Source organism: Sphingomonadaceae bacterium OTU29LAMAA1 (genome assembly GCA_024072375.1).
Lineage (GTDB): Bacteria > Pseudomonadota > Alphaproteobacteria > Sphingomonadales > Sphingomonadaceae > Sphingomonas.
In genome coordinates this window covers 2,495,581-2,522,191 of record CP099617.1, presented here as the reverse complement: position 1 = coordinate 2,522,191, position 26,611 = coordinate 2,495,581, and the positions used below count along the sequence as shown (strand labels likewise).

Genomic DNA, 26,611 nt, shown 5'->3' with positions numbered 1-26,611 from the left:
CCGATCGGGATGACCCGGCTATGGCCGGCCGGCAGACGACGATATCAGGCCGTCGATCGCCGCCCACCCGTCGAAGCCGTAGTTCCGCAGCAATAACCAGCGGTCGGCGGTCATGCCGCCCAGCGCGATCTGCCGCGTGCCCAGCCCGCGCGCCACCGGCGCGGCGCGCCGAACGCCGAGCGACCCTGCACCGGCATGCGATCGCGTCGAAAACACGGGGGAGACGAACAGCCATGTCGCCCCTGCGCGGCGACCGGCCACCGCCTCGCGTCGATCGTGCGCCGCGAAGGTCAGCGCGCGCCGGCCGCCATGGGCACCGGCACCCGGCATTCCCTTTGCGGCACTGATCCGCAATCTCCGCGCCTGCGCGAGCCGGCGTATCCGGAGGAACAGGCGATGACGCTCGCTGCGGGACAGGCCGTAATGACGGAACACTACTCCGGCGCCTGGGGGCAGCGCCCGTAGCGTCGGGAACAATGCGTCGCCGATCCGTTCGTCGGTCATCAGCCAGGCATGGCGGCGCGGATCGCAATTGCGGTTCAGATTGGCCACCGTCCCGCTATAGCGGCGCGCATGATCGCTGCCACTCCCTCGCCGCTCGACGCCATCACCACCGGCATCGCGCACGCCGCACGAACAGCCGGGCGGAAGCCCGACGACATCACGCTGATTGCCGTGTCGAAGACGCACCCGGTCGAGGCGATCCGGCCGCTGCTGGACGCCGGCCATCGGGCATTCGGCGAAAATCGCGTGCAGGAGGCGGCGGCGAAATGGCCGGTGCTGCGCAGCGAGCATCCCGACGTCGCCCTGCACCTGATCGGGCAGCTGCAATCGAACAAGGCCGAAGAGGCGGTGGCACTGTTCGACGCGATCCATGCGGTCGATCGTCCTTCTCTGGTCGATGCGCTGGGCAAGGCGATGGCGAAGACCGGGCGGCGTCCCGACTGCTTCGTACAGGTCAACATCGGTGCCGAGGAACAGAAGGGCGGCTGTCCGATCGCCGACCTGCCGGCGCTGTTGCAACAGGCGCGGGACGCCGGGCTGCCCGTCGCCGGACTCATGTGCATCCCGCCGGCGGAGATCGAGCCGGCGCCCTATTTCGCGCTTCTCGCCAAACTGGCGCGTGACATGGACCTGACCGGCCTCAGCATGGGTATGTCGTCGGATTACGAGACGGCGGTGACGCTGGGCGCGACGCACGTTCGCGTCGGCAGTGCGCTGTTCGGTGCGCGCGGCAGTGCGACGGCATGAGGTTCGGTGGACTGCTGTTCGATTTCGACGGCGTGCTGATCGAGAGCGAATATGCCGGCAATCGCCAGATCGCGGAATGGCTGACCGGGGCCGGTCATCCGACCACGCCGGAGGACTCGATGGCGAATTTCATGGGACTGGCCGGCGCCGATTTCCGCAGCGCGATCGAACGCTGGATCGGCGGGCCGCTGCCCGACAGCTTCCGGGCGGCGCGCGAGGCGGAGGATGCGCGGGCGATGGCGGCGGGGATCGATGCGGTGGCGGGGGCGGTGGCGTTCGTCCGGTCGCTGCCCGACGATCTTCCCCGCGCGGTGGTGTCGTCCAGCCCGACACGCTGGATCCGGCGACACCTGCAGCATATCGGGCTGTCCGACGCGTTCGGCGAGCATATCTACAGCGGCCGCGAGCATGTCGCGAAGGGGAAACCCGCCCCGGATCTCTACTGGCATGGCGCGGCGGCGATCGGCGTGGATATCGCCGATTGCGCGATCATCGAGGATTCGCCGGTCGGTGCGACCGGCGCGGTGGCATCGGGCGGTTACGTGATCGGGCTATGCGCGGGAACGCATTGCGGCATCGGCCATGACGCGCGCCTGCTGGAGATCGGCGTCGATGCGGTGGCGGCCGACTTCGCCGATGTCGCCCGGCTGGTCGGCCTTACCCGGTCCTGATTCAGAACTTCGGGCCTGCGACCTGCGCGCGCACCTTCTTGGGAGCGTCCTTGAACAGCGCCACCATCGCCGGGTTGCGCGAATCGCGCAGCGCATAGTCGCGGGCCGACAGACCGGCCATGTTGTCGGTCTGGTCGGGATCGGCGCCCTTCGCGATCAGGGTGCGCGCGATCGCCTCGTTCCGTCCGTTCACCGCGAGGATCAGCGCGCTCTGACCCGACGAATTCGCGAGATTCGGATTCGCCTTGTAGGTCAGCAGCAGGTCGACGAGGTCCTCGCGACCGGCCAGCGCGGCGAGCATCAGCGGGGTGTTGCCCTTGGCATCGCGAATGTTCGGATCGGCTTTGTGCTGGAGCAGATACTGGACATACATGCTGCCCGAATGGCTGACGAGGATGTGCAGCGCGCCCTTGCCGGTCGTCACCGCCTTGGTGTTGATGATCGTGCTGCCGGGCGTCTCGATCATCGTGGTGACGGCCTTGCCGTCCTCCTTTTCGATCGCCGACAGGAATTTATAACTTTCCGACTGCTGCTGCGCCGTCGCCGGCACCGCGATGGTGGCGAGAGTAGCGACCAGGAGAACGTGCGGGCGGATCATGGATGGTCCCTCAAAGACGAAAGCTTGCGGGTCCGCCGGTAACAGATCACAGCTGGCGTGGTCATGAACATTCTGCGCCTCGCCCCGCTCGTTGCTATCGCTCTGGCCGCCTGTCAGCCGGCCGCCACCTCGCAGGAGACCGCGCCGCTGGCGGGCGCGAAGATCGGCGGGCCCTTCACGCTGACGGATCAGGACGGCAAGCGGGTGAGCGATACCGAATTCGCCGGACGCTACCGCATCATGTATTTCGGCTATACCTTTTGCCCCGATGTCTGCCCGACCGACGCGGCGGCGATCGGCAAAGGGCTGGCGATGATCGAGCAGGACGATCCGTCGCTGGCGAAGCGGATCGTGCCGGTTTTCGTCAGCGTCGATCCGTCGCGCGACACGCCGGCGGTGCTCAAGAGCTTCGTCGCGAACTTCCACCCGCGCATGGTCGGGCTGACCGGCACGCAGGCGGAGATCGACGCCGTGGCGAAATCATGGGCGGTGTTCGCGGGCAAGGGCGATGCGCAGCCCGGCGGCGGCTATCTGGTGAACCACAGCCGCACGACCTATCTGATGGACCCGGCTGGCAAGCCGCTCGCGCTGCTGCCGTCGGACAAGGGGCCGCGAGCCGTGGCCGACGAGATCAGGCGCTGGGCGAAATGACCGAACATCATGGCTAGATTCTGGGAGCTGCCGATCGAGCAGCTCGACCGCGGACAATGGGAAGCCCTGTGCGACGGCTGCGGCAAATGCTGCATTCACAAGTTGGAGGACGACGAGACGGGGGAGGTGGTGCCGACCAACGTCGCCTGCCGCCTGCTCGACCGGCGCAGCGGCTTCTGTTCCGACTACAAGCATCGCCGTGCCTATGTGCCCGAATGCGTACGGCTGACCGCGGGCAACGTGCGCGGGATCGACTGGCTGCCCTCGACCTGCGCCTATCGTCTGCGCGCGGCGGGCGAGCCGTTGCGCGACTGGCATTACCTGATCAGCGGTGATCGCGAATCGGTCCATACCGCCGGCATTTCGGTGCGCGGCTGGACGGTGAGCGAGGACGATGTCGGCGATCTGGAAAATCATATCGTCGATCGGGAATTGTGAGCGAATCGTTCGAAGTGGTGCGCCACCCCACGGCGCGGCGCATCCGCCTGTCGCTCGATCCGGCGAGCGGTGTCGCACGGCTGGTGGTGCCGAAACGCGCGGCGCTGAAGCCGGCGCTGGCATGGGCGCAGGGGAAGGCGGACTGGATCGCGGCGCAACGCGCGCGCCTGCCGCAGCCGCGGCCCTATGCGCCGGGCACGATGCTCACCGTCGCCGACGCACCACTGACGATCGTCTGGGAAGCGGGCAGCCGGCGGCGCGTCGAGGTCGTCGGCGATTATCTGTCGCTATCCGGCCCGATCGAAACGCTGCCCCGCCGGGTCGAGACGTGGCTGAAGCGGCAGGCGCTCGATCTGCTGGCTGCGGAGACCGCCGAATATGCCGCGCGTGCCGGCGTGACCGTCAGCAAGGTCGCGATCGGCGATGCCCGCGGGCGTTGGGGCAGTTGCGCCCATGATGGCACGATCCGCTACAGCTGGCGGCTGATCCTCGCGCCCGGACACGTCCGGCGGGCGACGGTGGCGCATGAGGTCGCGCATCGCGTCCACATGAATCACGGGCCCGCGTTCCACGCGCTGGTCGAACGGCTATACGGCTGCGACCCGAGCCCGGCACGCGCCTGGTTGCGCGCACACGGCGCAGGGCTTCACTGGATCGGGCGATCGTCCTGAAGCGGGCGCTGCAACGGCTGGCGCGTGGCGGGTGCGAAGTCGCGGCGGTCCTCCCGCGGTAACGGCTGGCGACCGGGTGTCAGCGCGGGGTCGCGCCGTTCATCGCGCCGTTCATCTCTGGGATGATCGCGGCCGGTAACGCGGTCGATCAGATCGTCTAGCTGCTGTTGCGGCTGCGTCGTCGCCGGCGGCGGCGGGATGGTGCCGTCGACCGGCTCGTCGCCATCGCGCGGCGGTTGCTGGATCGGATTGCCGTCCTCATCGACCATCGGCCCGGCCGTCTCGGCATCGGGCTGGCCGAAATAGGTCTCCTCGTCTGGCTCCAGTTGCCATTCGGGCAACGTCACCTGCGTCTCGAACTGTTCGATCGGGCGGCTGGCCGTTGCGGGCTTCATATACGCCGCCCAGGCCCGCGCCGGCGCGGTGCCGCCGTGCAGCCCCTTGATCGGACGGGCATCGTCGCGACCCATCCACACGCCGGTGGTGAGCCCGCTGGAAAAGCCCATGAACCAGCCGTCCTTCGACGAACTGGTCGTCCCGGTCTTGCCCGCGACGGGACGGCCGATCTGCGCGGCGCGGCCGGTGCCGGTGTTGACCGCAGTCTGGAGCAGATCGGTCATCTGCGCCGCCACGTACGGCGCGACGAGCACGCGGCTGCGATCGACCTCGTGCGTGTAGATCGTCTGGCCATTCGCCGTCACCTTGGTGATCCCGTACGGTGTCACCGCGACGCCCTTGTTGGCGACGCTGGCGAAGGCGCGGGTCATGTCGAGCAGGCGGACGTCGGAGGTGCCGAGCACCATCGAGGGATGCGTGTTGACGGGCGTGGTGATGCCGAACCGGCGCGCCATGTCCGCGACGGTGGCAAAGCCCACCTCCTGCCCCAGCTTCGCCGCGACGGTGTTGAGCGAATAGGCGAAGGCGGTGCGCAACGTCACCGACCCCGAATTGCGCCGCGAATCGTTGCGCGGGCTCCAGCCGTCGATCGTGACGGGCTCGTCGACGACCTGATCCTCCGGCTTGTGCCCCGCTTCAAGCGCGGCGAGATAGACGAACAGCTTGAACGCCGATCCCGGCTGACGCTGCGCCTGCGTCGCGCGATTGTAGATCGAGCTGACGTAATCCTTGCCGCCGACCATCGCCTTCACCGCGCCGTCGCGATCGAGGCTGACGAGCGCACCCTGCGCACCGGCGGGAGCATTGGCGCGCACCGCCGCGTCGGCGTCGCGCTGCATGCCGAGGTCGAGCGTCGTCCACACGTCGAGCGGCGCCTCCGTCTCGTCGATCAGCGTGTCGAGCTGCGGCAGCGCCCAGTCGGTGAAATAGCGCGCGCTGTTCTGGCGTGGTTCGGGGGCGAGCGCGAGCTGTTTGGGGTTGGCGTCGTCCGCCTGCGACTGCGTGATCGCACCGTAGCGGACCATCGAATCGAGCACGACACCGGCGCGGCCGACTGCGGCCTGCGCGTCGGCGGTCGGGGAATAGTTGGATGGCGCCTTGACCAGACCGGCGATCACCGCCGCCTCGGCAAGGCTGAGCCGTTCGGCACCGTGGCCGAAGAACTTGCGGCTCGCCGCGTCGATGCCGTAGGCGCCGCCGCCGTAATAGACCTTGTTCAGGTACAGCTCGAGCACCTGTTCCTTGCCGAACTTGCGTTCGAGCGCGAGCGCCAGGATCCATTCGCGGAACTTGCGACCGAACTTCTTCTGGTTGTTCAGGAAGACGTTGCGCGCCAGCTGCTGCGTGATCGTCGAGCCGCCCTGGATCCAGCGACCGCGTTCGTAGCGGACCATCACCGATCGCGCGATGCCGAGCGGGTCGACGCCGGGATGACTGTAGAAGCGGCGATCCTCGACCGCGATCGTGGCGTCACGCATCACGGCAGGGATGCTGCCGTAGGAGAGCCATTCGCCATAGCTCGGCCCCATCGACACGATCACGCTGCCGTCGGCGGCATGGACGCGGATCATCTGGCCGTTGGGCGAGGATTTCAGTTCGTCGAAGCTCGGCAGCTGCGACTTGGCGACATAGACCGCGATGACCAGGGCCCCCAGCGCCAGTATCGCGAGGCCGATCAGGATCTGGAGGGTGACGACGATCCGCCGACGCCAGGGCGAACGGCGGACGGGAGCGGAGCGGGGGGTACGCGCACGGGCCATGAAGACCGCTGCGATTACCGGTTAACGCAGCCCCCTACAAGCCGCCCCGCATCACTTGCGGGCGCGGAACTCCAGCGCGATCGAATTCATGCAATAGCGCAGGCCCGTCGGCGGCGGTCCGTCGGGGAAGACGTGGCCCATATGGCTGTCGCAACGGGCGCAGCGCGTCTCCGTCCGGGTCATGCCGTGACTGGTGTCGCTATGGTCCGCCACCCGGTCTGGTTCGATCGGCTGGGTGAAGCTTGGCCAGCCCGATCCGCTGTCGTATTTGTCGGCGCTGTCGAACAGGTCGAGGTGGCATGCGGCACAGCAATAGATGCCGTCCGCCTTGTTGTCGGTGAGCGCGCCGGCAAAGGCGCGTTCGGTGCCCGCTTCGCGCAGGACGTGATATTGCGCCGGCGTAAGCCGCTTGCGCCACTCGGTTTCCGAAAGGTTGAGCTGATCCATGGGGCCAATCTCGTGAGGGGAAGGGGCGGCGTCAACCATCATGGGGCCATTCTGGTCGCATGGGCCATGACCTGGATCAGTCCCGGCGGCATCATCGCGATCGCTGCGGCGGACCAGCGGCTTTCGGCGATGCGGCGGACGGTGCCGGCAACCGCCATCGGGCGGGCGAGCCGGCGGGCGAACGCCTCCTGCCACGCCGCGGCACCGGCGGGGCCGCCCTCCAGCCATGCATCGGCCGCCGAGATGCCGCTGGCGAATGCGATACCCATGCCCTCGCCCGCCAGGCTGGGGATGACCCCCGCCTGATCGCCAAGACGGAACAGACCGGGCGTGCCGCGGCGCTGGCGCCAGCCATAGGGCACGTTGGCGATGGCATCGATCGCGGCGTCGCTCGGCAGTGCCTCCAGTCGTTCGCCGAGACGGGGGCATTCACGGCCCAGTGCGCCGAGCAGGTCCGCGGGACTGCCGGCGGCGTGCAGTCGCGATCGGTGCACCGCCATGCAGACGTTGGCGCTGCCATCCTCCTGCAGGGCGATGCCGGCATAGCCGCGCTCGAACAGATGCAGCTCGATCCGCCCGGCGAGCGCGCGGGTCAGCGCAGGAGCCGGCGACAGGCGAACGCGGATGCCGAGCGTCGGATCGTCACCCCGCGCCGCCGCTGGTCGGGCGAGGCCGCGCAGGTCGTGCTTGCCGGTGGCGAGGAACAGCGCATCGGCTGCGAGCGTCGCGCCGTCCGCCAGATGCGTGGTCAGGCCATCGACCTGGCGGACGGTGACGCCGGTTTCCACCTCCGCGCCGCTGCGGATGGCGGCGGCGCGCAGCAGGGTGTCGAGGCGGTGGCGGGATACGCCGATCGCGGCACGGGGCAGGGTGGCTTCGCGCACCCGGCCGCCGGCAAAGATCGTGACGTGCGTCAGCCGATCGCGATTGAGCGCGTCGGGATCGACACCCAGGCTGGCGATCCGGTCGATCGTCCGCCAGCTGACGAAACCGCCGCACAGGGCATCGCCATCCGGATGGCGTTCGATCAGCAGCGGGCGTGCGCCGCCGCTCGCCAGCCGGATCGCCGCGGCGGAACCGGCGGGACCGCCGCCGACGATCAGCGCAGCCGTTCGACGCATAGCCGGAAGGGGAAGGCGCGAAAGACGCGGGCATCGGAAATGCCGGCCCGTTCGAGGAGCGGCGGCCATTCGCCGGGGCGATACGATCGCGCGATCGACAGCGTGCCGTCGTGGCGGACGATCGGATGCCAGCGCGCGAGGCGGGCGAGCAGCGGAAATCCGGCATGTGCGAACCGATGGCGGTGCAGGTCGTTGACCAGCCAGCCACACGACGCCTCGCGCTCCATGAAACGGAGGAACGCGACCAGCTGGTCGACGCTCATGTGATGCACGACGAGGCTGGACAGGATGACGTCCCAGCCGTCACCGGCAAGGTCCTCGTAATCGCCGGTGCGCCAGACGATCGGCAGACCGGCGGGAGTATGCGCCCGCGCGGCGGCTTCGCTGCGTGGATTGAGGTCGATCCCGACCAGCTCGACGGTAACCCCGCGCCTGCTCGCCCAGCGTGCGATCCGGCGGAGCATGTCGCCATCGCCGAAGCCGACGTCGAGCATCCTGAGGTGATTTCGCCCACGTATGGCTCGATCGAGAAAGGCCAATGTCGGACGTGCCGCCATCGTCACGGTGTTGACGCGGGCGAGGTCGGCAACGACCGCGGCATAGGTGTCGGCGGACAGATCGTCCGCGTCCATCAGCTCCTCCGCTTGCGCGCGGACGGCGAGAGTCATGCGACGCGCCGCAACGCCAGCCCCTCGGCAGCGAGGCCGGGACCGAAGGCTAGCGCGACGCCATCGCGATGCGCCGGCGGGGCGGCGAGCAGGCGGGCGAGGACGAACATCAGCGTCGCCGACGACATGTTGCCATTGTCGGACAGCACGCCGCGCGATGCCGCGAGCGCATCGCCCGGCAAATCCAGCGCGGATTGCACCGCATCCAGGATCGATCGTCCACCCGCATGCACCGCCCAGAACAGATCGCCGGGCGCGGAGCCCGCCGTCACCGTGTCGATGAAGGCGCGGTCGGCGAGCGCCTGTCCGATCCGGCCGGGTACTGCCCCGTCCAGATGCATCGCAAACCCGGTGTCGGTGATCGTCCAGCGGATCAGGTCGGCACTGTCGGGCAAGGTCGCGGCAAAAGGCTGTCCGAGCTCGATTCCGGCGGGGTCCGCGGTGACCAGCGCTGCCGCCGCGCCATCGCCGAACTGCAGCATCGCCAGCAAGGGTTCGACCGCGTCCTCGGCCTGAAGATGCAGCGACGATAGTTCGACCGTGACGACCAGCACGCGCGCATCCGGGCAGGACCGGACGATGTGCCGCGCCGTCCGCAACGCGACGACGGCGGCATAACAGCCCATGAAGCCGATGAGCAGCCGTTCGACGTCTGCCGGCAGGTTCAGCCGACGCGCGATGATCTGGTCGATGCCGGGCGCAACGAAACCGGTGCAACTCGCCACCACCAGATGGGTGATCCCGTCGAGCGCGACCTGTTTGCCGAGCGATCCGATCGCGGCGAGGGCGAGGGCGGGGGCTTCCGCGGCATAGATCGCCATGCGCGCCGCCGTGCCCGGCATGGCGGCGGCGTAGAACCCGCCGGCGTCGACCGCGCTCGCGCCGTCCACGCCCGGTAGCACCGACCACCGATGTGCGATGCCGGCGCGCTGCGCCATGCGCGCGAACAGCGGCTTCGCCCGATCGTCGACGCGCGTACCGGCCCATGCGATGAAGGCGCCGTGGACGTCGTGAGGCGGCACGGCGGTGCCGACGGCATGAAGGTAAGCGGGCACCCTGATCCTTTGTCGCACGCAATCGGTCCGGTCGAGCATCAGCAACGCGCGGATCGGCGGCAAGGATGCATCGCCATGCTTCGGGCGGGCACGCGGCGACCCATCACGTGCGTCGACCCCGCGGTCGATCGGACCAATTTGGCCTTATACCCGAATTACTTGTCTTTTTCTGCAACCAGATGGTACGATTTGGAATAGTCAACGACGCTTGGGGAATGCGACGTGCCTGATGAGTCCATCGCCGGTCTGGTAAAGGACCTGACGACTCAACTCTCTGCAATCGCTGCTGAATTCGGGACGCGGGCCGATCGACTCGTCGGCGATGACGGTCCTGCCGCCATACTCGGGGACACCCCCCCGGATATGCGGGACATGGCCAAGCAGTTGCTGGCGCAGCGGCTCGCACGGTTCGATCACTTCCCGGCCGAGCTGTTCCACGAACCCGCATGGGACATGCTGCTGGCTTTGTTCGTCGCGCATGAGGAGCGTCGGACGATGAACGTCAAGACGCTGGTCGCCAGCGCCCACGCTCCGGTGACCACGTCCCAGCGGTGGATCGATCATCTTCACAAGCTGAAGCTGATCGACCGGGTGATCGATCCCATCGATCGCCGCCGCATCGAACTCTCCCTGAGCGATTCGGGCTACACCGCCGTCACCGCCTATCTGAAGCGGCTCGGCGCCGCCTGACGGACTGCGGCGCGAACCGGAATGACGGGAATACACCCGGTCGCACAATAGGACAGAATCCATGCATCGTCTGCGCATGGCCATGAAAACGACGATTACGACCGCTGCACCCTGACCCTTCGTCGAGTGGGTCCGTATTCCGGCATCGTCGTCAAAACGGGGCAATAGAAACAATCGACTACCGATTTGGTTCCGTAGGTTTTGTTTAAGCAGAACAACTGATTTTCGACCCCGGGCATAACATCGGGGCGACAATTGGGTAATTTCGGGGCCATCGGCGGGACACGGGTATCCGGGGCATGGCTATTGGCCATCGCCACGCTGCTGCTGCTCGTTCTGTCGTCGATCGACAGCCCGGTCTCTGCCCAGAACCGCGTCGCCGCGGACCCGGCGATCCCCGAAACCCGCGCCGGTACGGCGATCCCGAATGTCGCGACCCTGTCCCTGCGTGACGAGCAGGGCGAATCGACGCTGCGCTCCAACACCGTGACGTTGCTGGTCGCAGAGCGCCTCGACGTGGCGCTGGAGCGCCGCGATACCGCGCCGATCCTCGTCGTGCCCGGCGGCACCGCGGTGCCGCTGACGCTGGCCAATCGCGGTAACGGACGCGAGGCCTTTTCCCTGAGCAGCGCGCTATCCGACGCCAGCGCGAAGGTTCGCCTCATCGCGATCGACCGCGACGGGGACGGGCGGTTCGACGCGGCGATCGATACCATCCTGTCCGATGCACGCACGCCATTGCTCGAGCCGGGCGAGGTCCTGCCGTTGCTCGTGCTGGTCGATCCCGCCGCGGCGAACGTCACCGCGGTTTCGCTCACCGTCGTCGCGCGTGCCTCTACGGGTGACGGCCTGACGGGAACGATGTTCGCGACCAGGGGCGATGGCGGCGCCGATGCGGTGACGGGGAAGACCAACGCCATCGCCGAGGTCGTCGTACCGGTCGGTACCGGTGCCGATGCCGCGCCGTCGCTGCTTAAGTCGCAGAGCGTGCGCGCACCCGACGGGTCGAGCACGCCCGTCGCCGGGGCCGTCGTCACCTACCGGCTCGAAGCCCGCTTTCCCGGCCCGGCCCCGCAGGTCCGCGTCGACGATCCCATCCCGCAGGGCACGGCTTACGTGCCCGGCAGCCTGACGCTCGACGCGGTCCGGCTGAGCGACGGTGCCGACGACGATGCGGGCAGCGCCGATGCGAATGCCGTCGCGGTGACGCTGGGCGACATCGCCGGCGCCACGATCCGCACCATCCAGTTCCAGGTCATCATCCAGTGAGGAACCCGTCCATGAAATTCCGTTCGTTCGTCACGGCCGCGCTGGTCGTCGCCGCTGCCGCGCCTGCCTTCGCTGCAGGACCCCTGACCATGACGACCCGCATGATGGTCGAAAAGCGCGTTGCCGCCGCCGACGGATCGACCACGACGTCGCTGGTGCCGGCGGTCAGCGTGGCGCCCGGCGACCGGATCACCGTGGTGCTCGCCTATCGCAACACCGGCACGGCGGCGCTGGGCGACCTCGTCCTCGCCAACCCGGTTCCGAAGAACGTCGCCTATCGCGGCGCGGCGACCACCGCCGCCCCCGAAGTATCGGTCGACGGCAAGACCTTTGGCACCCTGGCCGCCCTGCGCGTGACGACGCCCGCAGGCACGATGCGGCCGGCCACTGCCGACGATGTCACCCACGTTCGGTGGCGCCTCTCCAGCCCAGTATCGGCCGGGCAGGGGGGCGAACTCGCGTTCAAGGCCGTCCTCAAATGATCTCTCCCCCCGTCAATCATCACCATCAAGGAGCAACACGCATGTCCGCAACAGGGGCGCGGCGTTTGTTGTTGGCCGGCACGGCCGCAATAGCGTCGATCGGGACCGCGCACGCGCAGTCCACCACCGGTACCGTCGCCGGTACCACCATCACCAACACCGCCAGCGCGACCTATACGGTCAACGGCACCGCCGGCACGGCGACGTCGAACACCGCCAGCTTCGTGGTCGACCGCAAGGTCAACCTGACGGTCATCGCCACGCAGGCCAAGACCCAGGTCAATCTGGGCCAGACCGGTGCGGTCACCACCTTTCAGGTGACCAACAACACCAATGGCACACAGGATTTCCTGCTGGAATCGAGTCAGCTGATCCCGACCGGTTTCCTGACCGGCACCGACAATTACGATATCGGCGACCTGAAGATCTACGTCGATAGCAACAACAACGGCATCTACGATGCGGGCGTCGACACCGCATCGTTCATCGACGAACTGCCCGCCGACGGCCGCGCCACGGTGTTCATCGTCGGCGACATCCCGACATCGGTGCTGACGTCGATGGCGCAGGTCGGGCTGAAGGCGACGGCGGCGGTCGGCGGCGCTCAGGGAACGGCCGGTCTCGCGCTGACGCCGTCGGCGGTCAACGGCAAGGACGACATCGACGTCGTGTTCGCCGATGACGACAACGACGGTCTGCTCGGCTTCGACGCGCTGCGCAACGGCGCCGGCTGGGCCTATGCCACCTATGAAGTCGGCATCCGCAGCGTCAACCTGACGGTCAACAAGACGGCGACGGTCATCTCCGACGACATCAGCGTGCTCAACCCCAAGGCTTTGCCGGGGGCGATCGTCCAATATTGCCTGACCGCGACCAACGCCACGCTGTTGACGCCGGCATCGGACGTCAAGCTGACCGACGTCATTCCGGCCAACACCACCTACGTTCCGGGCACGCTGACGATCGGTGGCCTCGGCGTCGGCGGCGAATGCCTGCTCAGCGGCTTCGTCCAGAACGACGACGGCACGCAGGCGCTCGGTCCCTACAACGGATCGTACAATGCCACCACCAAGACGGTGACGGCGACGATCCCGACCCTTCTCGGCGGCACGTCCGTGGCCGCGAGCTTCCGCGTCAAGATCAACTAACCTCCGCCAGCCAGAAAAGGAGTTTCCGAATCCCGGCGCGGCCCCTCCCGCGCCGGGACACGGTCCCCTCATGCCTATCGTCCGGCCTTTCCTCCGTATGCTCGCGCTCGTCGCAGGTCTTGGCAGCATCCTGCCGGCCGCCGCACAGACGCACGTCGAGAATATCGCCACGCTGACCTACCAAGACGGCGGCGCGGAACAGGTCGTGCGCTCGAACGCCGTCGGGCTGGACGTCATCCGCCTGAAACGGCCCACCAGTTTCACCTTCCACCTTCTACCCAATGGCTACGTCCCCACGGGTATGCGGTGCGACGGTACGCCGCCGACGTTCACGCCTGCACCGATCGATGCGGCGACGCTCGCCGCCGCACCGGAGCTGGCGTCGGTCGACATCACCTCGCCGTTGATCATGGCGATCGACGCAGAGGGTAACAATCGCGATCCGAAGCTGCGCGAGACGATCTTCGTCCAGTTCGATACGGGCAAGATCGCCGGCAAGCTGCCACTGCTGGAAACCGGTGAGGATACCGGCGTGTTCGCCGGCGCCGTGCCGGCGGCGAACGACCGCAGCAATGCCGCCCTGGCCGCCTGTTCGCTCGATCTGAAGCGCGGCGACCGCCTGCGCCTGAGTTTCACCGAAGATCAGTACAGCTACGGCTCGACGATCGACCTGCTGATCGATCCCGCCGGCTATGTCTTCGATTCGCGCACCGGCCAGATCGTGGACGGCGCGGAGGTGACGTTGCTGGATGAAGCCGGGCAGCCGGCGATCGTATTCGGCGACGACGGCGTCAGCCGCTATCCCGCGACCGTCGTCAGCGGTGCGGCCGTCAAAGATGAGTCAGGACGCAAGTACGAGCCGCTGCCGGGCCGGTTCCGATTCCCGTTCGCGCGTCCGGGACGCTATTCGCTGAAGATCGTGCCGCCCGGCGACTATACCGCGCCCTCCGTCGTCGGTCCGGCGACGCTGGCGGCACTGAGGGACCCCGCGGGCGATCCGTTCATCATCGCCGATGCCAGCTATGGCGGATATCTGACGCTGGTCGATCGGGATCCGGTCTATGTCGACGTGCCGCTCGACCGGCCCGGTGACGGCAAGCTGCTGCTGACCAAGACCGCGTCGGTGCGCGAGGCGTCGCCGGGCGACTTCATCCAGTACCGCATCCTCGTCAACAATCGCGATTCGGTGGCGGCGTCGGGGCTGACGCTGGCCGATTACCTGCCGCAGGGGCTGCGCTACGAACGGGGATCGACGCGCGGCGGCGCCGAACCGACGATCTCCGCCGATGGACGCAACCTCAGCTTCGCGATTCCATCGATCCCTGCCAGTGGTACTGCGGATATCCGCTACGTCGTCACCGTCGCGCCCGGCGCGCCGTCGGGCGAGGCGCTCAACCGCGCGCAGGTGTCGGGCGATGCCCGCGTCACCAGCAACCCGGCGGCGGCTTCGGTCCGGTTGCGCCCGCTGCTGTTCACCGATGCGATGGCGCTGATCGGGCGCGTGACCGAGGGCGATTGCGGCGATCCCGTCGACAAGCGCAAGGGGCTGGCCGGCATCCGCCTGATGCTGGAGGATGGCACCTTCGTCGTCACCGATCGCGACGGCCTGTATCATATCGAGGGAATTCGTCCGGGCCGGCATGTCGTCCAGATCGACACGGCCAGCGTGCCCGCCAGCCATCAACCCGTCGCCTGCGACATCGACACGCGGCAGGCGCGCAGCGCGATCTCGCGCTTCGTCGAGGCCGAAGGCGGCGTGTTGAAGCGCGTCGATTTCCAGCTGCGTCCGACCGGCAAGGCCGCGGTTGCGATCGACGCGCTGCCGATCTCGGTCGCAGGCGATGCCGAGGCGGCGGGTAACCGCAACTGGCTGAAGGGGCAGGCGCCCGGCATCGACTGGCTGTTCCCGGCGGTGGATCACAACCCGCGCGCACCGGTGTTGCGGGTCGCCATCCTGCACGCCCCCGGCCAGCGCGTCGCCCTGACCGTCAACGGGCATGGCACCGATCCGCTCGCCTTCGACGGTGTCGACAGCGACGGTGCCGCCGCCGTGTCGACCTGGACCGGGCTGCCGCTGCAGGCGGGCGACAACCGGCTGGTGGCGCGCGTGCTGGATGCCGGGGGCGCGGTCGTGCAGACGCTGGAGCGCAGTGTCCATTACGCCGGCGTACCCGTCCGGGCCGTGATCGATCCGGCCAAAAGCCGCCTGCTGGCCGATGGCCTGCACCGCCCGCTGATCGCGGTTCGCGTCACCGACACGGATGGCCGTCCGGTTCGCGCGGGCACGCTGGTGCCCTTCCGGGTCGATCAACCCTATCAGGCAGCGATCGAGGCGGAACTGCAGCAGGGTCGCCAGCTGGCCGGCCGCGACAATGCCGCAACCACCGCACGCGTCGTCGGCGACGACGGCTATGCCTTCATCGCGCTCCAGCCGACGACGCAGGCCGGTGCGGTGCATGCCGTGGTGACGCTTACCGACGACAAGCAGGTTCGCAGCAGCGAAATCCGGGCCTGGCTGGACGCGGCGCAGCAGGACTGGACCGTCGTCGGCTTCGGCGCCGGCAGCGTCGGCTACGACATGCTCAGCAAACATGGCCGCTCGCTGCCCCGCTCGCAGCGCAACGCCGTCGTCACCGACGGGCAGCTCGCCTTCTACGCCAAGGGCCGGATCAAGGGATCGTGGCTGATGACGATCGCCTATGACAGCGACCGAGCCTATGATCCGACACGTGGCCTGCTCGGCACGATCGATCCCAACCGCTATTACACGGTCTACGGCGACGGCAGCGCGCAGGGCTATGACGCGGCGACCCGGCGCAAGCTGTACCTCCGGCTGGAACGGCGCGAATTCTATGCCCTGTTCGGCGATTTCGAGAGCGGCTTCACCGACACGCAGCTGACCCGCTACAGCCGCACGCTCAATGGTGTGAAGGCGGCCTATCAGGGGCGCACCGTCGCCGTGCAGGGCTTCGCCGCAAAGACCGATACGCTGTACGCGCGCGACGAGATCCAGGGTAACGGCCTGAGCGGTCCGTACCGGTTGCGCGCCCGCCGCATCGTCCCCAACAGCGACAAATTGCGGATCGAGGTGCGGGATCGCTTCCGCTCGGAACTGATCGTCTCGACCACCCAGCTGACCCGGCACATCGATTACGATATCGACGTCGATCTCGGCACGGTCCGTTTCCGCGAACCGGTGTTGAGCCGCGACATCAGCCAGAATCCGGTCTTCATCGTCGCCGACTACGAGGTCGAGGGCGGCCGCACCGAAAAGCTCGCCGCCGCCGCCCGCGCCTCTGCCAGGGTCGGCAAGGTCGAGATCGGCGCCAGCGTTATCCGCGACGAGACCGCGGGCAATGCCACCGTCGCTGGCGCCGACATCAAGGCGCGGATCGGCACCGCGACCGAATTGCGCGGCGAGTTCGCGACCGGCGGCAAGGGTGGGCCGGACGATGCCTTCGGCCATGCCATCGCCTTCCTCGCCGAAGCGGAGCATCATGGCGGCGGGGTCGACCTGCTCGGCTACATCCGCCAGCAGGATGCCGGCTTTGGCCTCGGCCAGCAGAATCTGGTGGAGGCGGGCACGCGCAAGGTCGGCCTCGACGGCCGCGTCGCGCTGACCGACCGGCTGAGCATCACCGGCACCGCCTGGTATCAGGACATGCTGGTCAGCGCCGCCCGGCGTACCGCGGGCGAGGCCCGTCTGGAATATCGCCGCGATGCCGGCACGATCTTCGTCGGCGGCCAGTTCGCATCCGATCGCGGGCTGGATGGCGGCGACCGCGATTCGCGACTGCTCACGCTGGGCGGCAGCCAGTCGCTGTTCGGCGGCAAGCTGACGCTGGCCGGCCAGACGCAGGTCGCGCCGGGCGGCGACAAGGCGTCGGTGGACTTCCCCGTCCGGCATCAGCTGACCGCGGCATGGCGGATCAAGCCTGGCATTCGCCTGCTCACCGGCTACGAAATCGCCAGCGGCAAGGATTATACCGCGCATACCGCCCAGGTCGGCTTCGACGTCGCGCCGTGGACGGGTGCGAAGCTGATGAGCACGCTCAACCAGCAGGCCATCGGCGAGAATGGCAGCCGTACCTACGCACAATACGGGCTCAGCCAGTCGCTGCCGCTCGGCAAGCGCTGGTCGGTCGATGCGACATGGGACGCGACCAGCACGGTGCGCGGACGCATTCCGCAGGGCGCGGTCATCAACGCATTCCAGCCGGTCGCGTCGGGCGGCATCGTCGGCAGCAGCAGCGGCGGCGGCCTGGGAGGCGGGACGGTCGTTGGCTCGGGCAACGGCGATTTCACCGCAGCGACGCTCGGCGCCACCTATCGTGCGCGGCAATGGTCGTGGACCGGGCGGATCGAATATCGCGACGGCCAGAACGAGGATCGCTTCGGGATCGTCACCAGCCTGCTGCGGCGGCTGGGCGAGGGCAAGACGATCGCGTCCAGCCTGCGCGCGTTCCGGGTCCGCGATGCATCGGGTGCGCTCGCGATGCAGGCGAGCGCGGACCTGGCACTGGCATGGCGTCCGCTCGACAGCCGCTGGTCGCTGCTCGAACGCCTCGAATTCCGTCACGAGAGTGCCGATGGCGCATTCGACGACGGCAACGTGCTCGGCGTGCCTGCCTATGGTGCTGGGGATCAGGTCACGACGCGCGTGATCAACAATCTGGCGCTCAACTATCGCAGCGGTCCCGAAGGGCTCGGCCACGGTTTCGAGGGTACGCTGTACTATGGCGCGAAATATGTCGCCGGCCGCTACGCCGACGACCGGTTCGACGGCTTTATCGACGTCGCCGGATTCGATCTGCGGCAGGATGTCGGCACCCGTTTCGATATCGGCGTGACCGGATCGGTGCAGCACGCCTGGGATCGCGGCGTATGGTCGTGGAGCGGCGGACCGTCGGTCGGTATCTCGCCGGCGGCGAACCTGTGGATCAGCGCCGGCTACAATCTGGCGGGTTATCGCGACCGCGATTTCGAGGACGATCGTTACACCCGTCAGGGTCCGTACGTGACGATGCGGCTGAAGTTCGACCAACTCTCCCTTGGTGGCGCCACCCGCGCGCTGTTTGGAAAATAGATCATGCCCGCCCAATCCACCCTGCCACCGCTGCCACATCTGCCCCAAAGACTGGAGGTCACCGCCCGCCGCTTCGCCGCCATGCCGCGCGAGGATGCGGAAAGCGCCATCGATCTGCAGGTCGCCGTCGCGATCCGCGAATGGCGGGTGTCCGATGCGACGTTCTGGCAACGCGTCAAATTCCGGTCGCGGATGATCCGAACCGCGACCAGCCATCGATCCAGCACCGCACGGAAGGAATGAAGCGATGTATCAGGGCCCCATCACGCCGTCGCACGATCCGGTGCCGACGCATCCCGACCAGCGTCGCGGAGGCAAGCGGCACGCGACCGTGCTGCTCATCGGCCGGATCCGGCACACCGGCGGCGAATCGGCCTGCCTCGTCCATGACATATCCAGTCACGGACTGATGGCACGCTTCACGTCGGCACCGCTGGTCGGCGACCGCATGCTGATCGAAGTGCGCGGCATGTCGGAAACCGCGGCGACCGTCCGCTGGGTGAACGGGTTCAAGGCCGGCGTCGAATTCGACGCGGCACAGGATATCTCCGCCGTGTTCTGCCTGCGCGACGATCACGGGCATATCGCCCGGACGCCACGCTTTGCGATGCAGGCGAGCGCCATCATGCGCGTCGGCGATGCCCGGATAGCGGTCGATATCCTCGACATCTCGCCCGGCGGGGTAAAATTACTTAGCCACACCCCAATCCACGTCAGTCAAGCGGGCAGTGTACTGCTGCCGGAGATCAACGTCGCGACCTTCGGATCGGTGTGCTGGACCCGCGAGGACCGCTTTGGCTTCCGGTTCTGTGCACCGTTGCCGCTCACCAGCCTGTCGCGCGTGCTCGGCTGCGGGTGAGGGGACCTGAGGGCATCTCGCTGTTCGGGAAGGATGAAGAAAGTGGTGCGGCCGAGAAGACTCGAACTTCCACGGGCTTTCGCCCACAACGACCTCAACGTTGCGCGTCTACCAATTCCGCCACGGCCGCACGTGTGAGAACGCCGGGCTGATCCGGCATCTGGCAGGCGCAGGCCCCTAGCAAAGCGTTTCCCACTCCGCAACGTACCTTTTCAAGATCGTCGTGCTTTTCGGATGGGGGAGGAGCGGGTAGCGCCCGCAGCATGGCGCACGCACCCCCTGTTCTGACGACGCGCGCCGAGACCCGGCTGCTGCTCGCGCTGGCATGGCCGGTGGTGCTGACCAGCCTCAACTGGACGTTGTTGCAGGTCACCGACGTGATGGTCGTCGGCCTCGTCTCGACCGAAGAAGTCGCCGCACTGGGCGCGAGCCGGGCGCTGGGCTTCGTCGGAATCGTTACCGGTCTGTCGTGGCTGTCGGGCGTATTGGTGATGGCGGCGCGCGCAGATGGCGCCGGCGACCTGCCGCGCACCGGCGCGGTGCTGCGCGAGGGATTGCTGCTTGGGCTGGTGCTGGGACTGGCGATCGCCGGCATATTCCTCACCTTCGCCGAGCCATTGCTCGCCCTGATCGGGGTCGCGTCGGACCGGATGGACGAAAGCGCGCGTGTCGTTCGGGCATTCGCGATCGCCTATCCGTTCCAGCTGGTGAATGTCGCTGCCGCCTTCTTTCTCGAAGGGGTCAGCCGGCCGCGCAGGGTTACCGTCGTCAACCTGTCGGTGCTGCCGATCAACGCCGTGCTCGCCTGGGCGCTGTCCGCAGGGCATTTGGGATTGCCGGCGATCGGTGCGGTGGGAGCGGCGCTCGCGACCAGTATCGCATCGATGTTCGGCGCGGTCGGCATGATCGCGAGCGTGTTAACCCTGCCGCGCGCACGGGCGCGCGAGGTGTTGCGCTTCGATCGATTCGCCTGGGCGGCGGTGCCACGCGGCGCGTGGTCGCTGGCGGTGTTCGGGATCGTGCCGGCGGTGGCATCGGGGCTTGAACTGGCCGGATTTTCGATCCTGATCGCGTTATCGACGCAGCTTGGCGATGCGGCGGCACATGCATTCCAGATCGTGTTCTCGATGCACAACGTCACCTTTGCCGTCGCTCTCGGGCTGGGATCGGCGGCGGGCGTGCGTGCAGGCAATGCGGTGGGTGAGGGGCAGCCGACCGCGGCAGTGCGACGCACGTCGATCGCGCTGGGGCTGGCGTGCGTCGCGCTGGGGATCGGAGCGACTCTTCTGGCGCTGGCTGCGCCGATGATCGTCGTGTTGTTCCCGGCAACGGCGGAAGTCCACGCGATCGCCGCGACGATGTTGCCGCGCTGGGCACCGTTCATCGTGTTCGACGGGATTCAGGTGGTGCTGGTCTATGTCCTGCGCAGTCTGGGCGATCAGGTGGCGGCTGGCGTCAATAGCATCCTCGCCTATTTCATCCTCACCGGCGGCGCCGGTTGGTGGCTGGTGCATCACGGGGTCGGGCCAGTCGCTTTGGTCTGGGCGTCCGGCATCGGCATGCTTGCCGCCGCGCTGCTGCACGGCGGTCGATTCGCGCAGGTCAGTTCGCGGCTTCGCCGGCGAAACTAAGCTCTAGTCGTTTGGAGTTCGATGGCACGTCGAGCTTGGCGGAATTGAAGTCGATCGATCCGCCGGGATTGAGCGTGCGCTGCTGCGGCGTGATCGTCCAGCTGTAGACGATGCGGCCCTGCGCATCGCGCAACTCGGCACGAATATCGGGCACGCGCTGACGCTCGCTCGACGGATTGGTGACCTGTCCGCTCACCGCGAACAGCTCCGACCCATTCTCCAGCTCACGACGCTCGATCGGATTATCCTTCAAGCGCAAAGGCGAATCGGCCGCGCCGACGGGCAGGCCGATGCGCGCCAGCAGGCCGGGCGCGCCGAGATAGAGGATGGCGCCCACCCCGGCGATCATCAGCAGGCCGGCGACCACCGCGATCACGGTCCAGCGCTTCGACGTATTGCGGCGGGGGTGGAACGGCGGGCGATGCGCGAAGGCATCGTAATCGGGCGCGGTGACGATCGGTTCCGGCACCGGTACCGGGCGGGCGGACGGGATCGCCGCGGGCTCCAGGAACGGCGGGACGGTATCGTCGTCCGCTTCGGCAATGGCCGTTGGCTCGGACTGTATCCGTTCGACCGGGGATGCAGGTAGCGGCGGCGCTTCGGGTTCCGGCGGGTCCTGAAACCAGCTATGCCGGCAATTGGCGCAACGCACGGTGCGACCCTCGGCCCCGATCGCGCTGTCGGGCACCAGATAGCGGGTGCTGCATTCGGGACATTCGAGGATCATGCGCAACGCTTTACGGACGTGCCGCGGAACGAGAACCGCGACGATGGCGATTGTAAGCACGACCCCCGCCCGCGTGGCAAGCTTGAAGCCGCGCGCCGGCCATGCGAAGGCACGGGTTCGGGGCCGGATATCATCGGCTGCCACCTCGATGGAGCGGTTGCGGCCAGGCGCATGGCAAATATCGTGCAGTTCGAAAATGTTGGGCTGCGATATGGCACGGGCCAGGAAACCCTGTCGGATATCAGCTTTACGCTGGGCAGCGGCGCCTTCTACTTCCTGACCGGGGCCAGCGGCGCAGGCAAGACGTCGCTGTTGAAACTCCTGTATCTGGCGCAAAGGCCAAGTCGGGGGATCATCCGCCTGTTTGGTGAGGATGCGGTGACGATGCCGCGCAGCCGCCTGCCCGGATTTCGCCGGCGCATCGGGGTGGTGTTTCAGGATTTCCGGCTCGTGCCGCACCTGTCGGCATGGGACAATATCGCGCTGCCGCTGCGCGTTGCCGGTATGCCGGACGAGAATATCGAGCAGCCGGTACGCGAGATGCTGGCTTGGGTCGGGCTGGGCGAACGAGCGCAGGCGCGGCCCGCCACGCTGTCGGGCGGCGAGCAGCAGCGCGTCGCCATCGCCCGGGCTGTGATCGGCCGGCCCGAAGTGCTGGTCGCGGACGAGCCGACCGGCAACGTCGATCCCGAGATGGCGGACCGGCTGATCCATTTGTTCGAATCGCTCAACAAGCTCGGTACTACCGTCGTCGTCGCCACGCATGATTTTCAGCTGCTGAGCCGTGTACAGGGTGCGCAGATGATGCGGCTGGACAAAGGACGACTGCTCGATCCGACGGGCGCGCTCCGCTATCCGCCGCCGCCGCGGGGGCAGGCGTGATCCCCGGCCGGGCCAGTAGCGGCAGCGAACGGCGGGTGCTCGACGAAGCGGGGGGCCTGCGCGCGATGACGTGGGTCATGGCGATCATGCTGTTCCTGACACTGCTCGCCGCGGCGCTGGGGCTGGGGACGCGGCAATCAGCGGCGGTGCTGGAGCGGCAGCTGGCCGGCCGCCTGACGGTGCAGGTGGTCGAGGGCAGCCCGGTCGCGCGCGACGCGCTGGCGGCGCGAACGCTGACAGTATTGCAGGCGTTGCCGGAGGTGCGCCGGGTGCGTGCGGTGGATCGCGCCGAGCTGGCGCGCCTGCTCGAACCCTGGCTGGGCGATGCTGCAGAGGATGCCGATCTGCCGGTGCCAGTGATGATCGATGTGGATCTGGCGAGCGGAGCCGATCCCGAACGCGTGATCGCGGCGGTGCGCCGGGTGAGTGCGTCGAGCCGCGTCGATCGCCACCAGCGCTGGATGTCGCCGGTCAGCGGCTTCCTCGACACGCTGACGTGGCTGGCGCTGGCGCTGGTCGTGCTGATGCTGGTTGCGACCGGTGCGGTAGTGGTGCTCGCAGCACGGGCCGGACTGGAGACACATCGCGCGACGATCGAGGTAATGCATATGCTGGGCTCGACCGACGTGCAGGTCGCCCGTCTCTTTCAACGCCGCGTCGCGCTGGATGCGGCGATCGGCGGGGTGGCCGGCGGGCTGGCGGCGCTGGTCGTTCTGGTGTTCCTCGGCACACGGCTGGCAGCGTTGGGATCGCAACTGCTCGGCGGCATCACGTTGGGCGCGGGCGACTGGACGCTGCTGGTGCTGTTACCGCTCGCCTTCGTGTTGCTGGCGACGGTGGCGGCGCGGATCACCGTCATCGGCGCGCTGCGGCGGTCGCTGTGATCGTCCGTTTCCTCGGATTGGTGGGGCTGTCGTGGTGCCTGGGGTTTGCGGCATTCATGTTGCTGCTGCCGGTGCCGCTGGCAGCGAATACGACCGATGCGATCGTCGTGCCGACCGGTGGCGCCGGGCGAATCGACCGCGGCATCGCCGTGTTGCAAGCGAAGCAGGCGCGGCGAATGCTGGTGACGGGGGTTGCACCGGGGGTGCGGGCGGTTGATCTGGCTCGCGAATATCGCACGCCGCAGTCGCTGTTCGCCTGTTGCATCGACCTGGGCGCGGATGCGGTGGATACCCGGTCGAACGCCGAGGAGACGGCAGCCTGGGTCAAGACGCATGGCTATCGCACGGTGCGGCTCGTGACCTCCGACTGGCACGTTCCCCGTGCGCGGATGGAGCTGTCGGCGGCAATGGGGCCGGGCGTGCTGGTGCTGGGGGACGGGGTGCCGAGCACCCCGCGATTGGGTACTTTGGTCAACGAATACAACAAACTGATCCTGCGGCGCGTGGCGCTGTGGCTGGGAGTGGGTGGGTGAATCGGCTGCGGACCTTGCTCTTCTCGATCCTGTTCTACGGATTGTCGGTGCCGATCGTATTGAGCGTGCCAGTGTCGGCGCTGTTCGGGCGCGCGGCCGTCGTGCGCCATGCGCATGTCTGGGCGCTCATGCATCGGATGCTGTACCGCCGTGTCATGGGCATTCGGGTGCGGGTGGAAGGCGTGGTGCCTCCCGGCACCTATTTCTTCGCGGCGAAGCATCAGGCGATGTTCGAGACGCTGGAATTGCAATTGCTGCTTGGTGGCCCCGCGATGGTCATCAAGCGCGAACTCAGCAAGCTGCCGTTCTGGGGCTGGGCGGCGATGCAGTATGGCGGGATCGTCGCCGACCGGGAGGCATCGGCGGGTGCGTTGCGGTCGATGATGCGGGAGGCGAAGGCGCTGAAGGCGGAAGGGCGATCGATCCTGATCTATCCCGAGGGGACCCGCGTCTCGCCGGGCGAGCAGCCGCCGCTGCAATCGGGTTTTGCCGGATTATACCGGGCATTGGGGATGCCGGTGATCCCGGTCGCGCTGGATACCGGAATCGTCTGGCCGAAGCAGGGTGCGAAGCGTCCCGGAGTGGTGACGATCCGGCTGGGCGAGGTGATTCCCGCAGGTCTGCCGCGCGAGCATATCGAGGCGCGGGTGCATGCCGCAATCAACACGCTGGATCGCGGCTGACGCGTCAGTGGCTGCGGCCAAAGTCCGGCTTGGCGTCGTCCTGCCCTTGCTCAATGATCGAGCGGCGGATCGCGCGGGTGCGGGTAAACAGGTCGAATAACTGGTCGCCATCGCCCCAGCGGATTGCGCGTTGGAGCATAGTGACGTCTTCGGTTAGGCGCTGGAGTATTTCTAGGACCGCCTCGCGGTTGTTGAGGAAGACGTCGCGCCACATCACGGGATCGGACGCGGCGATACGGGTAAAATCGCGGAAACCGCCGGCGGAGAATTTGATGACCTCGCCCTGCGTCACCTCTTCCAGATCGCTGGCGGTGCCGACGATCGAATAGGCGATGAGATGGGGGACGTGACTGGTCACCGCCAGCACCAGATCGTGATGCTTCGGCGTCATGACCTCGACCTGCGCGCCGAGCGTTTCCCAGAAGGTGCGGAGCCGGACGACCGGTGCCTCGGCCATGCCGTCCTCGGGCGTCAGGATACACCAGCGGCCGCGGAACAGCGTCGCGAAGCCCGCCTCCGGCCCGCTATGTTCGGTGCCGGCCACCGGATGGCCGGGCACGATCGTCGCGTGCGGCAACACCGCGCGCAGGGCGGCGAGCACGCTTTCCTTCGACCCACCCACGTCGCTGACGATCGCATCGGCGGGCAGGTCGTCGACGAACTCCGCCGCCACCGCGCCCATCGCCCCGACGGGGACGCAGAGCATGACGAGATCGGCGTCGATGACCGCCGCCCCGGCGCTGTCGGCGATGTCGTCGGCGAGATCGATCCGGTCGGCGACGGCGCGCACCTGCGGATCGGCGTCATAACCGGTGATCCGCACCGTCGGCATCGTCGCCCGCACCGCCCGCGCCACCGACGAGCCGATCAGCCCCAGCCCGATGATCGTGACGCGCGCGAAAGGGAGCATCAGCCGGCGTTCCCGACCTCTGTCCGGAGCACGTCGACGACATCGCGCATCTCACTCTCCGTGCCGATCGTGATGCGCAGGCCATGCGGCAGGCCTTGCCCAGGCAGCCAGCGGGTCGCGTAGCCTGCGGCCATCAACGCCTTGTATGCGACCTCTGCCGTAAGCGCCCCTTCGAACAGGACGAGGACGAAATTGGCCTTGCTCGGCACCGCGCGCAAACCGGGCAGCGCATCGACCTGCCGGCTGAACCACGCCCGCCATTCACGGTTGTGACTGCGGCTGCGTTCCACGAAGCCGGCATCGCCCAGCGCGGCGATCGCGGCAGCCTGTGCGCCGATGCTGAACGCGAACGGCGCGCGGATACGGTGCATCGCATCGATGATGCCGGGCGAGGCGTAGCCCCAGCCCACCCGCTCCGACGCCAGCCCGAAGATCTTGGAGAAGGTGCGCGTCACCAGCACGTTGGAGGCGGTGCGGGCGAGTTCCAGCCCGCCGTCGTCGTCCTCCGGCTCGAGATATTCGGTGTACGCCTGATCGAGCACCAGCAGCACCGAAGACGGCAGCCCGGCATGCAGGCGGGCGATCTCTTCGCGAGTGGAATAGGTGCCGGTCGGGTTGTTCGGATTGGCGACGAACACGACCTTGGTCCGCTCGGTCACCGCCGCCAGGATCGCATCGACGTCGGTCGCATAGTTGCGGTCGGCGACCACCACCGGCGTCGCGCCGACGCGCCGCGTCGCGATCTCGTACACCGCGAAGCCGTAGCGGACGTGGATGATCTCGTCCCCCGGCCCGGCGAAGGTGCCGGCGGCAAGGTGCAACACTTCGTCCGATCCGGTGCCGTAGATCAGCCGATCGGCCTCTACCCCGTAATGCGCCGCCAGTGCGCTGCGCAGATCGACCGCAGCGGCGTCCGGATAGCGCTCCAGATGCATCGCGGCATCGCGGTACGCGGCACGGGCGGCATCGGGGGTGCCGAACGGATTCTCGTTCGACGACAGCTTGGCGACCTTGCGGCCGTCCTCGCTGGTGGCGCGGCCGGGGACATAGGGCGCGATGCCCATGATCCAGGGCTTGGGGGCGGGTGCAGACATGATGGG

General features: G+C 67.8%; 27 protein-coding genes and 1 tRNA gene. 17 read left to right on the top strand and 11 right to left on the bottom strand.

Annotated elements, in window-relative coordinates:
* Positions 1 to 18: 18 nt before the first annotated feature.
* Positions 19 to 552 (bottom strand): thiamine phosphate synthase, encoded by a 534-nt coding sequence (locus NF699_12265; protein ID USU03842.1) that lies wholly within the window; start codon positions 550 to 552, stop codon positions 19 to 21.
* 21 nt (positions 553 to 573) lie between these two features.
* Here NF699_12265 and NF699_12260 point away from each other — a divergent pair, with 21 nt between their 5' ends.
* Positions 574 to 1,251, top strand: a complete 678-nt coding sequence (locus NF699_12260) for a YggS family pyridoxal phosphate-dependent enzyme (protein ID USU03841.1) — start codon at positions 574 to 576, stop codon at positions 1,249 to 1,251.
* Positions 1,248 to 1,922 (top strand): HAD family phosphatase, encoded by a 675-nt coding sequence (locus NF699_12255; GenBank protein USU03840.1) that lies wholly within the window; start codon positions 1,248 to 1,250, stop codon positions 1,920 to 1,922. Before NF699_12260 ends, NF699_12255 begins: the two co-directional genes overlap by 4 nt.
* Position 1,923: 1 nt before the next feature.
* Here NF699_12255 and NF699_12250 read toward each other — a convergent pair whose 3' ends face one another.
* On the bottom strand, positions 1,924 to 2,520 hold the full coding sequence (locus NF699_12250; protein ID USU03839.1) for an ankyrin repeat domain-containing protein: 597 nt from the start codon (positions 2,518 to 2,520) through the stop codon (positions 1,924 to 1,926).
* 63 nt (positions 2,521 to 2,583) lie between these two features.
* Here NF699_12250 and NF699_12245 point away from each other — a divergent pair, with 63 nt between their 5' ends.
* Genes NF699_12245 through NF699_12235 form a run of 3 tightly spaced genes read left to right on the top strand, consistent with a single transcriptional unit; the run spans position 2,584 to position 4,280 of the window.
* Complete coding sequence (locus NF699_12245; protein USU03838.1) at positions 2,584 to 3,171, top strand: SCO family protein; 588 nt, start codon at positions 2,584 to 2,586, stop codon at positions 3,169 to 3,171.
* Positions 3,172 to 3,180: 9 nt separating this feature from the next.
* A complete protein-coding gene (locus NF699_12240; GenBank protein ID USU03837.1) occupies positions 3,181 to 3,609 on the top strand; it encodes a YcgN family cysteine cluster protein in 429 nt (142 codons plus the stop codon).
* Positions 3,606 to 4,280 carry a M48 family metallopeptidase gene (locus NF699_12235; GenBank protein ID USU03836.1) on the top strand — a complete coding sequence of 225 codons (675 nt, stop codon included), beginning with the start codon at positions 3,606 to 3,608 and terminating at the stop codon, positions 4,278 to 4,280. Before NF699_12240 ends, NF699_12235 begins: the two co-directional genes overlap by 4 nt.
* Here NF699_12235 and NF699_12230 read toward each other — a convergent pair.
* From NF699_12230 to NF699_12210, 5 genes are read right to left on the bottom strand one after another with little or no spacing between them, the layout of a single operon-like run.
* Complete coding sequence (locus tag NF699_12230) at positions 4,256 to 6,436, bottom strand: PBP1A family penicillin-binding protein (GenBank protein USU03835.1); 2,181 nt, start codon at positions 6,434 to 6,436, stop codon at positions 4,256 to 4,258. The genes NF699_12235 and NF699_12230 overlap by 25 nt on opposite strands.
* Positions 6,437 to 6,487: 51 nt before the next feature.
* Positions 6,488 to 6,883: a peptide-methionine (R)-S-oxide reductase MsrB gene (msrB, locus tag NF699_12225; protein USU03834.1), complete on the bottom strand. Its 396-nt coding sequence runs from the start codon at positions 6,881 to 6,883 to the stop codon at positions 6,488 to 6,490.
* A gap of 38 nt (positions 6,884 to 6,921) precedes the next feature.
* A complete protein-coding gene (locus NF699_12220; protein ID USU03833.1) occupies positions 6,922 to 8,004 on the bottom strand; it encodes an FAD-dependent monooxygenase in 1,083 nt (360 codons plus the stop codon).
* On the bottom strand, positions 7,983 to 8,672 hold the full coding sequence (locus NF699_12215; protein ID USU03832.1) for a methyltransferase domain-containing protein: 690 nt from the start codon (positions 8,670 to 8,672) through the stop codon (positions 7,983 to 7,985). Before NF699_12215 ends, NF699_12220 begins: the two co-directional genes overlap by 22 nt.
* Entirely contained in the window at positions 8,669 to 9,733 is a 1,065-nt protein-coding gene (locus tag NF699_12210) for a type III polyketide synthase (protein USU07075.1), read from the bottom strand. The genes NF699_12215 and NF699_12210 overlap by 4 nt, the downstream gene beginning before the upstream one ends.
* Positions 9,734 to 10,099: 366 nt before the next feature.
* On the opposite strand from NF699_12210, the gene NF699_12205 reads away from it, so the two are divergent.
* The 7 genes from NF699_12205 to NF699_12175 all read left to right on the top strand — a co-directional run bounded on the left by NF699_12205 (position 10,100) and on the right by NF699_12175 (position 19,261).
* The gene (locus NF699_12205; GenBank protein ID USU03831.1) at positions 10,100 to 10,417 is read left to right on the top strand and encodes a hypothetical protein; all 318 of its coding nucleotides are present in this window, start codon (positions 10,100 to 10,102) and stop codon (positions 10,415 to 10,417) included.
* 306 nt (positions 10,418 to 10,723) lie between these two features.
* Positions 10,724 to 11,686, top strand: coding sequence for a hypothetical protein (locus NF699_12200; GenBank protein USU03830.1), 963 nt, complete (start codon positions 10,724 to 10,726; stop codon positions 11,684 to 11,686).
* 11 nt (positions 11,687 to 11,697) lie between these two features.
* Entirely contained in the window at positions 11,698 to 12,168 is a 471-nt protein-coding gene (locus NF699_12195; protein USU03829.1) for a hypothetical protein, read from the top strand.
* 41 nt (positions 12,169 to 12,209) lie between these two features.
* Positions 12,210 to 13,316, top strand: coding sequence for a hypothetical protein (locus tag NF699_12190; protein USU03828.1), 1,107 nt, complete (start codon positions 12,210 to 12,212; stop codon positions 13,314 to 13,316).
* Positions 13,317 to 13,386: 70 nt separating this feature from the next.
* Positions 13,387 to 18,402: a hypothetical protein gene (locus tag NF699_12185; protein ID USU03827.1), complete on the top strand. Its 5,016-nt coding sequence runs from the start codon at positions 13,387 to 13,389 to the stop codon at positions 18,400 to 18,402.
* 3 nt (positions 18,403 to 18,405) lie between these two features.
* A complete protein-coding gene (locus NF699_12180; protein USU03826.1) occupies positions 18,406 to 18,645 on the top strand; it encodes a hypothetical protein in 240 nt (79 codons plus the stop codon).
* 4 nt (positions 18,646 to 18,649) lie between these two features.
* Positions 18,650 to 19,261 carry a PilZ domain-containing protein gene (locus tag NF699_12175; GenBank protein USU03825.1) on the top strand — a complete coding sequence of 204 codons (612 nt, stop codon included), beginning with the start codon at positions 18,650 to 18,652 and terminating at the stop codon, positions 19,259 to 19,261.
* 43 nt (positions 19,262 to 19,304) lie between these two features.
* Here NF699_12175 and NF699_12170 read toward each other — a convergent pair.
* Positions 19,305 to 19,391, bottom strand: a tRNA-Leu gene (locus NF699_12170).
* A 133-nt stretch (positions 19,392 to 19,524) separates the two neighbouring features.
* Between NF699_12170 and NF699_12165 the strand changes: the two genes are divergently transcribed.
* Positions 19,525 to 20,892: an MATE family efflux transporter gene (locus NF699_12165; protein ID USU03824.1), complete on the top strand. Its 1,368-nt coding sequence runs from the start codon at positions 19,525 to 19,527 to the stop codon at positions 20,890 to 20,892.
* Here NF699_12165 and NF699_12160 read toward each other — a convergent pair.
* Complete coding sequence (locus tag NF699_12160; GenBank protein ID USU03823.1) at positions 20,864 to 21,619, bottom strand: zinc-ribbon domain-containing protein; 756 nt, start codon at positions 21,617 to 21,619, stop codon at positions 20,864 to 20,866. The two genes, NF699_12165 and NF699_12160, sit on opposite strands and share 29 nt — an antisense overlap.
* A 171-nt stretch (positions 21,620 to 21,790) precedes the next feature.
* On the opposite strand from NF699_12160, the gene ftsE reads away from it, so the two are divergent.
* The 4 genes from ftsE to NF699_12140 are packed head-to-tail and all read left to right on the top strand — an operon-like array spanning position 21,791 to position 24,601.
* Positions 21,791 to 22,501 (top strand): cell division ATP-binding protein FtsE, encoded by a 711-nt coding sequence (gene ftsE / locus NF699_12155; GenBank protein USU03822.1) that lies wholly within the window; start codon positions 21,791 to 21,793, stop codon positions 22,499 to 22,501.
* The gene (locus tag NF699_12150) at positions 22,498 to 23,385 is read left to right on the top strand and encodes a permease (protein USU03821.1); all 888 of its coding nucleotides are present in this window, start codon (positions 22,498 to 22,500) and stop codon (positions 23,383 to 23,385) included. Before ftsE ends, NF699_12150 begins: the two co-directional genes overlap by 4 nt.
* Positions 23,382 to 23,918, top strand: coding sequence for a YdcF family protein (locus NF699_12145; GenBank protein USU03820.1), 537 nt, complete (start codon positions 23,382 to 23,384; stop codon positions 23,916 to 23,918). Before NF699_12150 ends, NF699_12145 begins: the two co-directional genes overlap by 4 nt.
* Positions 23,915 to 24,601 carry a 1-acyl-sn-glycerol-3-phosphate acyltransferase gene (locus NF699_12140; GenBank protein USU03819.1) on the top strand — a complete coding sequence of 229 codons (687 nt, stop codon included), beginning with the start codon at positions 23,915 to 23,917 and terminating at the stop codon, positions 24,599 to 24,601. Before NF699_12145 ends, NF699_12140 begins: the two co-directional genes overlap by 4 nt.
* A gap of 4 nt (positions 24,602 to 24,605) precedes the next feature.
* Here NF699_12140 and NF699_12135 read toward each other — a convergent pair whose 3' ends face one another.
* Complete coding sequence (locus tag NF699_12135; GenBank protein ID USU03818.1) at positions 24,606 to 25,511, bottom strand: prephenate/arogenate dehydrogenase family protein; 906 nt, start codon at positions 25,509 to 25,511, stop codon at positions 24,606 to 24,608.
* The gene (gene hisC, locus NF699_12130; protein USU03817.1) at positions 25,511 to 26,605 is read right to left on the bottom strand and encodes a histidinol-phosphate transaminase; all 1,095 of its coding nucleotides are present in this window, start codon (positions 26,603 to 26,605) and stop codon (positions 25,511 to 25,513) included. The genes NF699_12135 and hisC overlap by 1 nt, the downstream gene beginning before the upstream one ends.
* Positions 26,606 to 26,611: the final 6 nt, after the last annotated feature.